We start from the raw sequence: 15,425 nt of genomic DNA, 5'->3' as shown, positions 1-15,425 counted from the left end.
TAATTTACAGGCTCGTAGAAACATGAAAATACATTCTTTTGGTGAACACAATAACATTACTTTATCTAATAATTGTATTGAAGTTCGAGGTGCACGTGAGCATAACCTTAAGGATGTAGATGTTTCTATCCCAAGAAATGCACTTGTTGTTTTCTCAGGTGTATCGGGTTCAGGAAAATCATCACTTGCTTTTGGAACTATTTTTGCTGAAGCACAAAGAAGATATTTCGAATCTGTTGCACCTTATGCAAGACGCTTAATAGATCAGGCCGGAGTACCAGATGTTGATGCTATTGATGGTCTACCACCAGCAGTAGCATTGCAACAACAACGTGGTGCAAGTAATACCCGTTCTTCTGTTGGAAGTGTAACAACTTTATCAAATCTCGTGCGAATGATTTATTCGCGTGCTGGTGCATATCCTGCCGATCAGCCAATGTTATATGCCGAGGACTTTTCACCGAACACTCCTCAAGGTGCTTGTCCTACCTGTCATGGTTTAGGTCACATTTATGAAGTTACAGAATCGACAATGGTTCCTGACCCAACACTCAGTATTCGTGAGAGAGCTATCGCATCATGGCCACCTGCTTGGCACGGGCAAAACTTACGCGATATCTTAGTAACCCTAGGGTATGATGTTGATCGACCATGGAAAGATTTACCGCAATCGGATAGAGACTGGATTTTATTTACTGAAGAAACCCCAACAGTTCCTGTCTATGCTGGTTTAAGCCCCGCTGAGACTCAATCTGCACTTAAACGTAAACTAGAACCCAGCTATATGGGCACTTTCACTGGTGCTCGTCGCTATGTCCTTCATACTTTTGCTAATACCCAAAGTACGTTGATGAAAAAACGTGTTTCACGTTTTATGGAAGGAAAAATATGCCCTTCCTGTCATGGTAAACGCCTTAAACCAGAAGCCTTATCTATTACCTTTGCTGGAGTAAATATTGGTGAGTTTATGCAACTTTCTTTGGATAAGTTAACTTGCCTGCTTGAGCCCATTGTTCTTGGCAATTTCGACGCTCATGATGCTGGAGAAAAGACTAATAATAAAGTAACCCAACTTGATAGATCTGAACGAGCAACAACAGGTAGAGCAGTGCATTCTGTATCTCCAGATGTAAGACGTACGTCAGCACTTTCAGATGAAAAGAAAATTGCTGCCCAGCGTTTAGCAAATGGTGTGGTGGGGCGTTTAAATCAATTACGCCAGTTAGGTCTTGGTTATCTAACATTAGATAGAGCCACGCCGACTCTTTCAGCGGGAGAGTTACAACGTTTGCGGTTAGCAACACAATTAAGTTCTATGCTATTTGGTGTAGTTTATGTACTGGATGAACCATCTGCTGGATTACATCCTTCAGATAGTCAGTCATTATATGATTCTCTCGATAAATTAAGAGACGCTGGAAACTCCGTATTTGTTGTAGAGCATGATTTAGAGCTCATGCGTCGTGCTCAATGGTTAGTGGATGTTGGACCAGATGCAGGAGAGCAAGGTGGTAATATTTTATATAGTGGAGTACCTCAGGGTTTAAGTGAGATTTCAGCTTCACGTACTGCAAGTTATTTATTTAATAAAATCCCAGTTACTCAAAGTTATGGACGTACACCCTCTGGTTGGCTTGAACTTAACAATATTTACCGACATAACCTGCATAATATTGATGCTCGTATACCTCTTGGTGTACTTACAGCAGTTACAGGTATTTCAGGTTCAGGTAAATCTAGTCTCGTTTCTCAAGCTTTACCCGAGTTAGTACTTTCATATTTAGGCAATGAATCTGAAACTGAAAACAATAATGAAAATAATCCTTTAAATGAAGGAATGTTGGTTACCGAGGTTACACAGGGTTCTCTGGCTGGTGATGTGGAGGCTATACAGCGTCTGGTACAGGTTGATCAAAAACCAATTGGCCGTACTCCACGTTCTAATCTGGCAACTTATACGGGTTTATTTGATCATGTTAGAAAGTTATTTGCTGGGACTCCTGAAGCTCGCCAAGCTCATTATGATGCTGGACGTTTTTCGTTTAATGTGGCTAAAGGGCGATGTGAAACTTGTGAAGGTGAAGGCTTTGTCAGTGTAGAATTATTGTTTATGCCAAGTGTATATGCCCCTTGTCCGACATGTCATGGTGCTCGATATAATGATGACACTCTGAAAATTCGCTGGAATGGACGTAATATTGCTGAAGTATTAGGAATGACCGTCAATGAAGCACGTGATTTTTTTGATGGAGAGGTCTCGATTGCTCGTTCACTACAATTATTAAAGGAAATTGGCCTTGGTTATTTACGTTTAGGGCAACCAGCGACTGAACTATCTGGTGGAGAAGCGCAACGTATTAAATTGGCGACCGAGCTGCAACGCAATCAGCGTGGAAATACACTGTATATACTTGATGAGCCAACTACAGGTTTGCATCCATCAGATGTAGATCGATTGTTAGTTCAATTGCAGCGATTAGTCGATGCGGGTAATACCGTGGTTATGATTGAGCATGATATGCGTGCCGTTGCACAAGCAGATTGGGTGATTGATGTGGGACCAGGTGCTGGAAATGCTGGTGGGAATATTGTTGTGGTAGGAACACCAAAACAAATAACAGAAAATCAAGATAGCCGTACTGCTCCATATTTAGTTAATGAGTTAGTGAGTCGTGATACTAAACGTTGATATTGCGAGTGGGTAGAATAAAAACTTAAATTAAAATACTTTAAAATCAATTAGATATTTTTTGTTTTAGGTGGTGTGTGAGCATGAAATCTAAAAGTTTTTTTCAACTAAGGGCTTTGTTGCACAAACCTATCTGTAACGGCTTTTTCAGCGATATAATTTTCAAATGAAGAAGCCTACACACAAAATCTACCGCACAACCAATTGGCCCGCATATAACCGAGCACTCATGAGTCGCGGAAATATTGCCATTTGGTTTGATCCTGCTACGCAATGGTATGCTCCATCAAAAGGCAAACAAGGACGAAATCAAACCTACTCCGACGCAGCTATCCAATGCTGCTTAATGATTAAATCCTTATTCCGCCTATCTTTAGATATGGTCACTGGCTTTGTGCAAAGTCTGATTAAACTTTGATTTAGTATAAAAATAAAGTTAGTAAATAAATAATATAAACCATATAAATCAAATACTTTTTTATTAAATATAAAATCTATTTGAATTAATTTTGTTAATTTTGGGACTGTGTTATTCTATTATTGTAACGCTAAAAATAATTTACCTGTGCAGAAAAAAATGATGACACCATTGCTCATTGATGCATTAACAATATCTGAAGGTAGGTTTGAAAAACCATGCCCAGTTTTAGTTTTGAAAATGCTGTTACTTGATGAGGAAACGAGCGGGTTTTCAGAGGTGATTAAAAATCAAGCATTACTACTGCTCGCGACATATCGCAAATTACTGCGTGCTGTCGCTAGGGATTTAAGTAATGTAAAAACTATAGAGAACAGTGTGAAAAAAAGACATTGGGGGAAAGCGGATAAAGCACAGGATAAGATGGTGATTGCAGACCAACTTCGACTAAAGCATTTAGATTTAGAAGAAATGATTTTATTTTTAAATACACAGCATTTTTTTAAACAGCTGCCGATTTCCTTTGTTAAAAAATTGGTAGATTGGGCACCACCGGTAGTTAGTGGTATTTTTTTAATCGAAAATGTTTTAGCCGGTTATATCGCCCAGAAGCTTTTGCCATTAGAAAGAATTAAAGTGAAAGAGCTGGACAAGTCTGTGCAACCCTATTTTCACATAGCTGACTTTTTTGTATTTTTACCTCAATTGGAGGAACTTTATCAAAAACATCAGCAGCAAATTGTTTGTGCGGCACCAACTGCAGAAGTTGCTTTAGCTTTAACAGACTGGAAGAAGGCATGGGGCTATCGTATTCGGAGTAGTTCATGAATGAGTATTTGGTACAGCTCCTAGAATGTATTAATCAGAATGAAAATATAGAAAAAGAACAACTGATCCAAGCATTATTTTTGTTGCGTGCACACTATAGCTTAGCTGGCATTGTTGTCATTTGTCAGCGAATTTTCACATTGGTTGGTGATGATGAATTACCAGAATTTCGTGATGAGCTTAATACTTTAAAGATCGTTAGTAGATTACAGGATTCTGAGAAATATTCACATTTCTTCTCAGAAACAACAGATAGAAATAATATACTTACGCCATTACGCCCCTACACTGGAGACAGTGGTATTTGTGACTTGCTATTGATTCAAGCAGGACTAAGTCGAAATAATGAAAATTTTGATGCTGTAATAATTTGGTTTTTAGAGCAAATCTTTTATTTTCAAAAAAAAGTACATACTCTAGAGCTTTATAGTAGTTATTTAACGGGTGATGGAAGCATAAAGCTGAAAGATCAAAAAGGATCTCGTGTGTACAATGCCTTTTTAGCGATTAGGCTGTTGGGTGATCCAAGTCGTGAGGATATTTTAGAACGAGTCAAAGACTTAATCACTCAAAACGGACCGGAACAATGGATTCGTTCAATGTCCGATCGTTCTGAAGATAAACGATTTAAAGAAGTTTTTTATCCATTAAAGCTATTTTTATCCCAAATTTGGGAAAACAATCCTCTAAAAAATAAGAAAAAACGTCCAAAGTTTGTACACTGTATAGGGTTAAAGCACAAAAAATTGATCCTGCAACGATATGGTTCATTAAGTATTGCTATCCAACCTTTAGAGGATGTAGATGAAATTCATCGTGGTCTAGTCTCTGATGTATTTGAGCATGATGAGATTGAAGAAGATGAAACACCATTGGAGCCCTTGTTTAGATTTTTTTTGGCAGAACAATCCGATTTAATTCGAGGGCTTTATGCATCTAAGTCTACTTCTCAACATATTGAAGCTGCAAATGTTGGTTTAGTTTGGACCAAATCGCGATTGTCCTTAAATTCAATTCAAGAAGTATTTAGGCTCTGTCAACCATCTCATACTGATACCAGCTTAATTTTACGCGCAAAATTAGCTTTAATATTAAGTTTACTCACAGGACGTTCGGTGAGTGAATTAACAGCGCCTCGTTTTAATCAAAATGCAGATCAGAATAATATTGCTATTCAGTATGATCATACTTTATCTGCATATGTATTAAGTGTGTTTGCAGGGACACCGACACTCAAAAAAAAACCAGAAGATTCTAAATTTCATGTGCCATGGACCAATGAATTACATTTGGTTTTACCGATTGAACTCAATGATTTAGTGAGTCAAGTCAAAAATCTTGGGATTACAAGACATCATATGGCAGTTGAACGTGACGTGAGTGAACTGATTAACCGTGTACCTAAAGAGCTAGAAATCAGCCTCAAAAGCATTCGAGATATTCTTCCACGGTTGTTATATGATCATAGCCAAGGTGATTTAGCTGTCGTTAAAGCAGTGACTAATGCATCAGGTCGAAATTATGATAACTTGATTCATTATGCCTCTTTTGAACAGAGGCAACTTGAGCAACTCTGGGCTGCTTGTTTAAGAACGATAAAAATTAATATTCCTGAATATATATACTCTTCCAATAAGCGGGTGGGTAGCCCAATTGGAATAAAGATTATTGAAATACAAAATGAAATTACACGAATAAAAAAGAGAATAAATCATGCTGCCGAACAGAAAGATTGGCAGACGCTCTTTGATAACTTAACATTGTATACAGCATTATGGATGAATCTTGCAACTGCAGGACGAGGAATTAAGCAGCCCTTTCCAAAGTGGATCAGTCAGCAAGGCTGGGCATTGATTCAAGATAAACATCATCAAGATGAATCAACCGATCGTTATGTGCCATTGACGCAAGCGTTGATCAAACAGATTCAAGGTTTACGTGGTTTGATGGGAATGCTAGGGGAGCAAGTTGAACCACGTGTTGATTTATCATCTTATGCTGTGCAACTTTGTGCTCCTCATCAGATTGAAGGTTTAGTTAGAAATTGGGCACGGAAGTTGGTTCGCTCTGATTATAATCAGTTACCTGGACGGTTCAAGGACGCTGGACTTGGGCACTGGATACGGGGTCGTCATCCATGGGATATGTTATCTGTATTTCCTGTATCAGCTTTTCAACAACAGTGGCTTGATGTACAAGAAAACTTGCAAAAACAATTAGGTTTCGAATGTCTTGAAGGTTTTGATTTTTTAAAAATCAAGCATATTCCAATATTTGTTTTAACCCAAGAGACTAAAACAGCTCAAGTAGAGACGAAGCTGAGAATACAATATTCAGAAAATGATGTAAAAGAATGGCTGAAAAACTCAGAGTATGAGTCCTATTGTCCGTTGATTTTTGAGGAAAATCCTGAGCCACAAGTAGCTTTAGAGCTTGGACATCTATTAGCCTCAAATTTAGCTAAAAATAAAAATATTGATTTGCCAGAAGCGATCAAGGAATATTGTGCTTATATTCGCGATGAAGCGAAAATTCCTTTATTCGTTCAGCTACCTCAAAAGGCTCATCGTACATGGCTGACATCTGAAAATAGTTTTAGTACATGGTGTTATATAGAACAAAACTTACTTGATGTTATTCAGGAGGATTTAAAAAAATTACCTGAACATCAAAATTGTGATGTTGAAATAGGACGTTTGCTGGTTGTACTCTCGATGTATTCACAATTTTGCAGAGTAAGCCATTTACAAGCAATGTTAGAGTTTATTGCTTCTGATCAGCCTATAGTCGCTATGGGATATAGTCGGCTTATTGAGCTGGCAGTGAATAATGATAGATCTGTGACGAAGATACGCCGTACAGTACTGTTAAGTCCTTATGTCTCGACTTTAATTTTAGTAGACCGACAGTATCTACAGCCCCGATTAAAAAATATTTTAGCACAGTCAAAAGATCAACAAAGAAAGGCTTGGCAAAAGTGTTTTAATACATATTTAAAACAAATAGGACTTAAGTCAACTCTATCGTTAGCTCAATGGTTGAAAGCTTTACAGCAAAAGGTGATGTTAAATAGCACTCCGTTGATTGCAGGTTATATATCAGGCCAAGTCCTGACTGAAGATCTTTCAATAAATGAATTATTACGATTATCCGAATATGAAAAATTAACCATAGGTTTAGATAGCACTGAGCCTGAAAGTGAAATAGAAATAGGCGATGAGCAACTACATTTGTCTGATATTTTAGTGATGATTCAGCAACTAAAAGGTGAGTCTAGGTCAAGCATTTGGCTTAAACAGCTTGCCAATAATAAAACGAATCACTACTCAGTCAATTTATTAACGTGCTTTGTGCAATGGTTGATTTTACGCTGTGATGCAGAAGAGTTAAGTCTACAGAATCGAAATATGATTCATCTACATTTGGCCATTGTCAGTGCAGGTATATTGGGGTTTTCAGAAGATTTAACAAAAGATAGCCAGATTGATGAAGATGTATTTCAAAAATGGATGGAGTTGACGCAAGAGCATTTTCCACACCGCAAGCATCTCGCAGCGTGGAATCGCTTTAGAGATTTTTTAATTCAGTTAAATAATGATCGTATAAAGTTACACAAGTGTACAGCGCATCAAGCAAGTGCTAAAGTTTTTTCAAAAAATGAAGTGCAGCAGATCGTTCAAATATTACAATCTGTAGAATCTGGGGTGAATGATGCTGCTTTACGTCTAGAGATTCAGCGTCATTTTCGTTTATCTGCGGCGATGGGTGTACGCCGTTCAGAGACACTTCATTTACGGCCCTTAGATATTGATGAAGATATGCTCCGAATTCGTCCTTATGGTGAGCATCAGTTAAAAACACTTGGATCAGAACGTGTTGTTCCGATGAATTTATTAAGTCAGACGATTCAAAAGGGATTAGATAATATTTATAAGAATAAAAAAGATTCAATATTAATGTCTGATGAGAATAGTGGGCATAGGCCTTTTTTTGATCAAATATCTCAAATATTAAAGAAAGTCACTGGAGATGTTGATCTCAGCTTACATCATTTAAGACATACGTTTGCAAGTGCATATACTTTAAAGTGTTTGCAAACAGTGGTGGATTTTAAAGTGCTGACGATAGAACTTCCATGGCTACAAACTTGGATGCCATCGAATGAGCAATTTAATACGCTAGTAGGCAATGAAGGACAGGTTGGGCAAGGGATTAAGGCGATTAGTCGAGTGCTTGGACATTTACATGAATCGACAACGTTAAAGCATTATATTCATATCTTATTTCTAGCTACTTATGCCTATAGCATGCAACAACAGCAACCCAATTTACATACTGCATTTTTTAACCGAGTCATGAGTCGGAGTAATTTATTCAGGCATTTCCAAGCGATTAACCAACAGAATGGTAATCTAAACTATGAGTTGAGAGATACCATCGAAAAATATGTGCTCAAAAAAATAGAAAGTCAGAGGTGGGTAATCTATGCTCAAAAAATAGGGAATTCGACGGGTAAAGTAATTAAACACGACCTGTTTCAAAAGATTGAAGATATTGAGCGGTATCTTATTTCTGGACAGGGGCAGCCACAATTAGATATTGAGTCCTGGAAGAGAGCTTTAATTACGATGTCAAACATTCCTTCAGGTAAGCGTGGTTCAAATATAGGAAGACATCCATTATTGACACAAGGGAAATTAGCACGTTTGCCTGAATTACTAAGGGCTGTAGATTTTAATTCCGCACAAGAGATTTTAGAGCGATTTGATTATTTAGAACGAAACCAATCAGACACTTATAATTGGTTAATAAAAAAATGGTTGTATGAAAGTAATGTAACAAAAGTATTGATGCATTTTACCGCAGAAGATAAACCTATGCTTTCACTTCTTATAGAACATCAGTTTTTTCCGGTAGTGATGAAACATAATAAATATGATTATTTTAGAATAATGTCTCAACAAGCGTCATTAAGCGCCGTGCGATGGGTACTTGCGTGGTTGAGTGTACGATATTTAGCGATTGGAGATCATATCAGAATCTAAGTATATATGACTTACGCACGCTTTGTTACACAAAGGTTTGAAAGACAGCGCTACCTTAATTGAGCTAATTTCAAGTGACAACTTGGATGTAAGTGCAGCCAAATTCTGTGAATTCGTTCAAGATAGCTACGCGTGCATGAATATCATTTACCTGACTAGGAAAATTTCTTGCTGCTCATTTATAGCTTAATAATAGAGACTTAAGTATTTTTTATGGATCAACAGAACCAAAAAACATCGCATTATCTATTGTGTTTTGTCTGCTGCTGGAAGCTATGTAACATGATTCCTTAGGGGAAATAGCCTAAGCTTAATAAGTGATTAAAAGCGCTGAAAATCCGCAAATTTGATTTTTTTCTTCGCTTTCAATTTGATCCATACGTTATTTATTTATATTTTTCATTTACAAAGCAATAAAAGATTCTAATTTGGTTTGCTCAAAGAAAAAGATACCCATTTGATAATTAGGTTACAGCAAAATCTGTAATCAGGCGTGGAAACCTGAAAATTACTACAGAAGTATTAAAACTGCTTTAACAGTTTTTTGTGCCTATTATGCTTAGTTTGCTATTATTAAATATCATTCAGCATAAAGTCATGTTGCAGAAGAAATGTCACCTTCAATGCAGCGTGACAATTTTGAAGTAGCACTAACTGATTTTGAAAAACATCCAATCATCAAATGTTTATTTAAAGCGAATAACCAGCGTTCTACAGAATATTGGAGCGTGCAAGAAATTGCAAACTTTATTGAGGATTGTACAGAAGATCAAAAACATCAATTTATATTCTAGTAACTTAAATTCTCAATAAAAAATTATGTTTTTTTTAATAAACAATAGCTTATTTTACTATTTCTTATTAATAGTTATAATTTTTTCATAACAAAAAACTCTTGATAAAAATTTTACAGCAAGCTTACATGTTTGGTAACCAGCTGTCTCGATTACCTGAATTTTCTAATTTAGCTGTAGGAGGTGAAAGTTATGAATCTCTCGCTGTCAAAATCAAAGAAATGCTCAGAGATCCAATACAACAAAAGCAATTTTTACCAAATCTAAGAAACTTAGGCTTCAAACCTTGAGTGTATTGGAGAATACACTTATTGTATTCTCCAATACGTATCGTAAATACACAGTAATACACCATGAAAACAAGTACAAAATACAGTGTTAGTGATGCAGCTACATTGTATAAAAAATCTCGTGCTACACTTTATAAAGATATAAAAAATGGGGTATTAAGTCGTGATCATGATGGCTCTATCGACTTCTCTGAGTTACTCCGCGTTTATGGTGAACCTTTTAGTGGAAAACACTCAAAACATACTGATACGTCTCCAACACAAACTATAAATACACCTGAATACACCGACAATACAGTTATTGAACTAAAGAATCAGATCGATTTTCTAAAGAAACAGTTAGAAAAAGCAGAAGATCGCGAAGCTAAAGCAAATTCTCGTATTGATACATTACTTACCCTAATTGAAATGAGGCCAACTCAGGTTCATTCCACACCAACTTCAGATCAATCTTCAGTGCAATCTAGTTCATCTCAAGTAGAACCTACATTGAATGTAGATAACGACAAACATGACGGATTGACTACTCCAGATCAAAAAGAAAATAAGCGCATTCTGGTGCCTAAACACATTGAACCAGTGCCTGAGAAAAGAGGCTTTTGGAGCCGTTTTCTTAGACCCTATGATTAACCACGATTGTTTAACCCATATGAATAAAGTCGTGAAACTTTGATTAAATAATAAGCGTCGAACGTGAAAAATCATAAAAAAAAAGCCCACCTTGGGGAGGTTGGGCAAAAAAGGAACTACAGCTTTGATTTGTAAGCGGAATTATAACGCATTTCATATAAGGTGTATTATGTTAATTTTAGGGAAATTAAAGAGTTGAAATGAACTTAAATCTAAATAATAAAAAATTTGTAAATGCTAAAAATACATCTAATGGAGAAGTATCTCACGAGACTGTTTTTAATTATTACCAAGTAGGTGAGCGTATAGAAGCTACCTATTCTGGTGGCAGTATTACCAATGGACATTTACTAGGTTTCATGACTTCTGAAAAAACTTTCACTATGGCGTACCACCACATCAATGAGATGAATGAATTACGTATAGGTGAATGTAATACTGAGATTGAGATCCAAGCCAATGGGAAAATTAAGTTAATTGAAAACTGGCAATGGCGTAATGGCGACTGTTCTACAGGCGAATCAATACTTATTGAAATCTAAGGTAGAGATAAATAAAGCCCTGATCTAGGGTCAGGGCTTCGTATAATCCGTATTATGTAAATTTTAGATGAATTAAAAAGCTGAAATAATCAAGAAGTGAAGTGCCTACATGTATCTGTTTTTAATAACGATAAAAACTGATTGCCATATAATTTCGGATCTAATTTTTTGATTCTACAAATAATTTTAGAGATCGATTCATATATTCAAAATCTTTCGTTATATGTGTCAAGTTTTTATGCATTATAGGTACAAGCACACCACTAAATCTGTCAGAGTGTACGAGATGGGTTTTTCCATTCTCTTGAGAGTAAATTTCAAAACGATGATTACCATCTAAAAGACCAGGTATTAGAAAGTGACCTAGCCAACTTAAAGACTGAGCATTTTTAACTTCCAATAGTGTAGGCTTAAATTCCATTGCTTTTTTCTTAGTTGGATGAATCCTAATCTTTAGTTTTTCACCTATGTTTAACTTTCCTTCAACTTTACGGTTAAAGGGATTCCAACTCTCATACGATTTAAAGTCAGTCAGTACCTGCAAAACTTGTTCCGGTGTCGCATTAATATCAATATGTGTAGTTAGCTTTAAAGAAAGCATAATTTACCTCTGGTATCTAGAATGGCGATTCTCTGCTTATAAGCATAATTTAGTAGGGTTATTTTTTGCTGACAGTAATCCTCTTTATGGCAGACACATTTTCAAATGTCTCATCAGGTGACAGTTTCTTTAAAAGTTTTTCTGTACTGTAACCCCATAAAACTGCACCGAAAGCAATTCCTACCGATCTAGCTGCTTCATAATCGGTAATCTGATCACCAATATAGATAGTTTCTGAGGGTTTAAAGTCTGCTTTTTTTAAAAGCTGCTTTAACCTAGATGCTTTTCCAAAAAAAGATGCACCGCATTCAAAGTAACTAAAGTATCGACAGCTTGAACCAAGAACACTGGTCACATTTTCGTATCCATTTGAAGAAACTAATTCCACTGTAATTCCATGTTCATTAAGGTGTGCAAGCATTTCATCTGTATGATCAAATAGAGGAATCTTTGAAGAATTTACCTTCATAAGTTTTATAAAACTCTGAGTAATCGCAGGTAGTTTCCATACTGGTATCCCAAGATTTTTCATTATCTCTCGGGAAGATATTTCCCTAAAAGATTCAACCTCATCTAAATAAATCTTCTTGAAAGAATGCATGTCAGCTAGATGATTTATAGTTGAAACAAAGAAAGGAAAGGAATCTGCTAAGGTTCCATCAAAATCGAAAATAACCAACTTATATACTCTAGTTGGATAAGTTTGTGAGAATACCATTTACTCTACTTACTCTATATAAAATATTTTAAAATCATAAACTTAATGACTACCCCAAATTATGGGATAGCCATACTACTTTGATTATTTGAATAGAGGTAAGCATGTACTAAGCACAACGCATTAAAGCTGATACTGCTTTTTCTAAAAATTGCAAAGTGGTAGGTTTGAGCCAGGTTCCCTCGGCAAGACTTGGTTCATTTTGCATGGCATTGCGAATCTTCGCATGTGTCGCCGGATTTTTGCCTGCGTAACCTTGTAACATGGAGAGCCATTGCTGTGCTAAACATTTTGCTTGTTCACTGTCAGGTTCAATCCCAGCATGAATGGCCTTCTCCAATCCGATCAATAACTGGGGCCAATTTTTCATCTCACGTGCATAATTTTGCTTCATAAAAGCAAATTCCTCCTCGGATAAATAACGTGCAAAAACGTTCAGCTTACTCTCGGCAAATGCTTCAAGTAGAAACTCAACCACTTCCGGATGCACACCCAATTTTTCCTGAAATGCCGATTCAGCTGAATGCATGCTATTCAATTTAGCCAACCATTCAGGATTAGCAGCCGTATTCTGTTCGAGAGTCAGCATCCAGCGTGAAGCCAGGTTTTGGGCAGTTTCACTACTAGAAGATTCTCCGGCCTTAAAGAGTGCATTCGCTTCGACGACAAGCGCTTCCCATTCTTTTTGTTGTTTACTGTCTGCCTGTAAAAAAGTCAGATCTGCAAGTTCCTCTTTTGTAAAATATTGTTCGTACATAGACATAAGCTCCAGTGTTTTTAGCCAATTATCCAGTTCCAGCTCTTCACCATTCATCAGTTGATTTTTGAGACTGCTCAAACGATAGCGCAGTTGAGTCTGCTTAATGATCATCTGATCGATTGCCTGAATCTGCCGATCAATTAATGGGGCGAGTGCCAGGTTTGGACTATTAAGAACCGCGCCAATTTCTGCCAATGTCATTCCAAGCCCTCGCAATGCCTGAATTTGGTATAAGCGAGTAATATCTTGACGACTGTAAAGTCGGTAACCGGCGTCGGAGCGGGCCGAAGGCTGAAGTAAACCGATATCGTCATAGTGATGAAGGGTGCGAATAGTTAACCCTGTCCGCTTAGCCAGTTCACCGACTTGTAATAACATCTTTTGACTCCTTTATTCCTTAGGCGTGTCTTATGCTAGAGGCTAACGTTACGTTAGGGTCAAGTATCTAAGCTATAAAAAATATTTATGGCAAATAATTTACATTTCTAATGTTTTATTTATTTAGGTAGTAGAATTTTTTATATTCCAAAAATTTCGTATCCATTTAACATAATGGGCGTTATACGAACTTAAAATGTTAGAAACCATTTAAAGTGTCTATATTCTCACCAATAAAAATGTCTAGTTTATGATGGTTTTTACCATCATGGACTGGATATAAATTAGAGATGTTGATCACTATGTCTGACAAGGAAATTCAACGTCTTGCAGTTCTGCAAGACGTTCGAGATCATCGTATTACCCAGGTCCGTGCTGCTGAAATCCTGAATCTTTCCACTCGTCAAATTACCCGGTTATTGCAGAAACTCAATCAAGACGGTGTTTCAGGTCTGGCACATGCCAGTCGTGGTCAACCTGGCCATCATCGCCATGATGAGTTATTAAAATCAAAATGTCTTTCCATTATTTCTGAACATCTGCTGGGCTTTGGACCTACCTTGGCGCATGAGAAGCTCAGCAGCATATTTGACCTGAATATCCCGGTAGAAACGGTTCGGCGCTGGATGATGGCCAATGACCTCTGGATTCCGCGATCCAAGCGCCTTAAACGTCCATATCAGCCACGTTATAACCGGGATTGCTTCGGTGAGCTGATCCAGATTGATGGCTCATATCATGACTGGTTCGAAGGACGCGCTGCTAAGTGCTGTTTATTGGTGTATATCGATGATGCCACTGGAAAGCTGTTGCATCTACGCTTCTGTGAGGCGGAAACCACCTTCGACTATATGCTTTCAACCCGAGCCTACATTGAACAATACGGCAAACCTCTGGCCTTTTATAGCGACAAACATTCGGTATTCAGAGTTAATCAGAAATCCAGGAAAGACAGCAAAATCACGCAATTTGGGCGGATTCTGAACGAGTTAAATATTGATATTATCTTTGCCAACTCACCACAGGCTAAAGGTCGCGTAGAACGCGCGAATAGAACCCTTCAAGACCGTTTGATCAAGGAGATGCGTCTGGAAGGCATCAGTTCAATTGCCGAAGCCAATGCATGGCTACCCTGCTTCATTGAGCACTTCAATCAGAAGTTTGCCAAGTGTGCGAGAAACTTGAAGAATTTACATCGATCTTTAACGGAATCTGATGCTGAGCTGGAGGATATATTCACTTGGCAGGAACCGCGTAAGGTCACGAAGAACCTAACCATCACCTATGACAAGTGTATTTATCTGCTTGAACCGACAGAGCTGAATCATAAGCTTGTTGGGCAATACATTTCATTTCTGGAGTACCCGGATGGCACTGTGGCCCTCATGCATGAAGGACGGAAGATCAACTATAGCGTCTTCAATAAACTGGCTGGACTACAGCAGAATGAAGTGGTTGAGAATAAAAGATTAGGCTCAGTTCTGGCGCATATCCAGCAACAACATGAAGAGTTGGAGAAACAGAATAAACGTTCCCGTCTCAAGAAAAGTATGCCGAGTCGTAAAGCTCAGAAAGCTGTTATTGAACAAAGAAAGTTAAATCCTGTGCTTGACTCTTGTGGTTAAAAACAGGACATTTTAAATGGTTTATCACATAGACATTTTAATTGGTGAATAACATAAAAAATTGAGACTATAGCATTAATCTTTATGTATTTTTAAAATTTAAAGCC

General features: G+C 37.3%; 10 protein-coding genes and 3 pseudogenes. 9 read left to right on the top strand and 4 right to left on the bottom strand.

The window, feature by feature from the left end; translation table 11 throughout:
- The first annotated feature begins 22 nt into the window (after positions 1 to 22).
- The 4 genes and pseudogenes from ACWM1W_RS15785 to ACWM1W_RS15770 all read left to right on the top strand — a co-directional run bounded on the left by ACWM1W_RS15785 (position 23) and on the right by ACWM1W_RS15770 (position 8,980).
- On the top strand, positions 23 to 2,689 hold the full coding sequence (locus ACWM1W_RS15785) for an excinuclease ABC subunit UvrA (RefSeq protein WP_375726234.1): 2,667 nt from the start codon (positions 23 to 25) through the stop codon (positions 2,687 to 2,689).
- Between the two features lie 166 nt (positions 2,690 to 2,855).
- Positions 2,856 to 3,104 (top strand): annotated as a pseudogene (locus tag ACWM1W_RS15780) (IS5 family transposase); the annotation flags it as partial.
- A 162-nt stretch (positions 3,105 to 3,266) separates the two neighbouring features.
- Entirely contained in the window at positions 3,267 to 3,935 is a 669-nt protein-coding gene (locus tag ACWM1W_RS15775) for a hypothetical protein (protein WP_375726233.1), read from the top strand.
- A complete protein-coding gene (locus ACWM1W_RS15770; protein WP_375726232.1) occupies positions 3,932 to 8,980 on the top strand; it encodes a tyrosine-type recombinase/integrase in 5,049 nt (1,682 codons plus the stop codon). Before ACWM1W_RS15775 ends, ACWM1W_RS15770 begins: the two co-directional genes overlap by 4 nt.
- A gap of 70 nt (positions 8,981 to 9,050) precedes the next feature.
- On the opposite strand, the pseudogene ACWM1W_RS15765 reads toward ACWM1W_RS15770, so the two are convergent.
- A pseudogene (locus tag ACWM1W_RS15765) lies at positions 9,051 to 9,152 on the bottom strand (IS5/IS1182 family transposase); the annotation flags it as partial.
- Between the two features lie 383 nt (positions 9,153 to 9,535).
- Between ACWM1W_RS15765 and ACWM1W_RS15760 the strand changes: the two are divergent.
- The 4 genes and pseudogenes from ACWM1W_RS15760 to ACWM1W_RS15745 all read left to right on the top strand — a co-directional run.
- Positions 9,536 to 9,753: pseudogene (locus ACWM1W_RS15760) on the top strand (hypothetical protein); the annotation flags it as partial.
- A 149-nt stretch (positions 9,754 to 9,902) separates the two neighbouring features.
- Positions 9,903 to 10,064 carry a hypothetical protein gene (locus tag ACWM1W_RS15755; RefSeq protein WP_375726237.1) on the top strand — a complete coding sequence of 54 codons (162 nt, stop codon included), beginning with the start codon at positions 9,903 to 9,905 and terminating at the stop codon, positions 10,062 to 10,064.
- 63 nt (positions 10,065 to 10,127) lie between these two features.
- A complete protein-coding gene (locus ACWM1W_RS15750) occupies positions 10,128 to 10,694 on the top strand; it encodes a plasmid replication DNA-binding protein (protein WP_375726231.1) in 567 nt (188 codons plus the stop codon).
- Positions 10,695 to 10,894: 200 nt separating this feature from the next.
- Positions 10,895 to 11,236, top strand: a complete 342-nt coding sequence (locus tag ACWM1W_RS15745) for a hypothetical protein (RefSeq protein ID WP_375726230.1) — start codon at positions 10,895 to 10,897, stop codon at positions 11,234 to 11,236.
- A 160-nt stretch (positions 11,237 to 11,396) separates the two neighbouring features.
- On the opposite strand, the gene ACWM1W_RS15740 is transcribed toward ACWM1W_RS15745, so the two are convergent.
- The 3 genes from ACWM1W_RS15740 to ACWM1W_RS15730 form a co-directional block, all read right to left on the bottom strand.
- Positions 11,397 to 11,837: an SRPBCC family protein gene (locus tag ACWM1W_RS15740; protein WP_375726229.1), complete on the bottom strand. Its 441-nt coding sequence runs from the start codon at positions 11,835 to 11,837 to the stop codon at positions 11,397 to 11,399.
- Between the two features lie 58 nt (positions 11,838 to 11,895).
- A complete protein-coding gene (locus tag ACWM1W_RS15735) occupies positions 11,896 to 12,555 on the bottom strand; it encodes an HAD-IA family hydrolase (protein ID WP_461603326.1) in 660 nt (219 codons plus the stop codon).
- A gap of 109 nt (positions 12,556 to 12,664) precedes the next feature.
- Positions 12,665 to 13,693: a MerR family transcriptional regulator gene (locus tag ACWM1W_RS15730; protein ID WP_034171601.1), complete on the bottom strand. Its 1,029-nt coding sequence runs from the start codon at positions 13,691 to 13,693 to the stop codon at positions 12,665 to 12,667.
- Positions 13,694 to 13,983: 290 nt separating this feature from the next.
- Here ACWM1W_RS15730 and ACWM1W_RS15725 point away from each other — a divergent pair, with 290 nt between their 5' ends.
- Positions 13,984 to 15,318, top strand: coding sequence for an ISNCY family transposase (locus ACWM1W_RS15725; protein WP_461603325.1), 1,335 nt, complete (start codon positions 13,984 to 13,986; stop codon positions 15,316 to 15,318).
- Positions 15,319 to 15,425: the final 107 nt, after the last annotated feature.

It is taken from the genome of Acinetobacter sp. TW_SC_4 (assembly GCF_054861205.1).
Note: the sequence above shows the minus strand (reverse complement) of the source record. Positions and strands in the feature narration are given on the sequence as shown.

Bases quoted from the DNA above. Each gene is read 5' to 3' on its own strand.
- ACWM1W_RS15735 (WP_461603326.1), bottom strand. From the start codon at position 12,555: ATGGTATTCTCACAAACTTATCCAACTAGAGTATATAAGTTGGTTATT.
- ACWM1W_RS15745 (WP_375726230.1), top strand. From the start codon at position 10,895: ATGAACTTAAATCTAAATAATAAAAAATTTGTAAATGCTAAAAATACA.
- ACWM1W_RS15770 (WP_375726232.1), top strand. From the start codon at position 3,932: ATGAATGAGTATTTGGTACAGCTCCTAGAATGTATTAATCAGAATGAA.
- ACWM1W_RS15775 (WP_375726233.1), top strand. From the start codon at position 3,267: ATGATGACACCATTGCTCATTGATGCATTAACAATATCTGAAGGTAGG.
- ACWM1W_RS15730 (WP_034171601.1), bottom strand. From the start codon at position 13,693: ATGTTATTACAAGTCGGTGAACTGGCTAAGCGGACAGGGTTAACTATT.
- ACWM1W_RS15740 (WP_375726229.1), bottom strand. From the start codon at position 11,837: ATGCTTTCTTTAAAGCTAACTACACATATTGATATTAATGCGACACCG.
- ACWM1W_RS15785 (WP_375726234.1), top strand. From the start codon at position 23: ATGAAAATACATTCTTTTGGTGAACACAATAACATTACTTTATCTAAT.
- ACWM1W_RS15725 (WP_461603325.1), top strand. From the start codon at position 13,984: ATGTTGATCACTATGTCTGACAAGGAAATTCAACGTCTTGCAGTTCTG.
- ACWM1W_RS15755 (WP_375726237.1), top strand. From the start codon at position 9,903: ATGTTTGGTAACCAGCTGTCTCGATTACCTGAATTTTCTAATTTAGCT.
- ACWM1W_RS15750 (WP_375726231.1), top strand. From the start codon at position 10,128: ATGAAAACAAGTACAAAATACAGTGTTAGTGATGCAGCTACATTGTAT.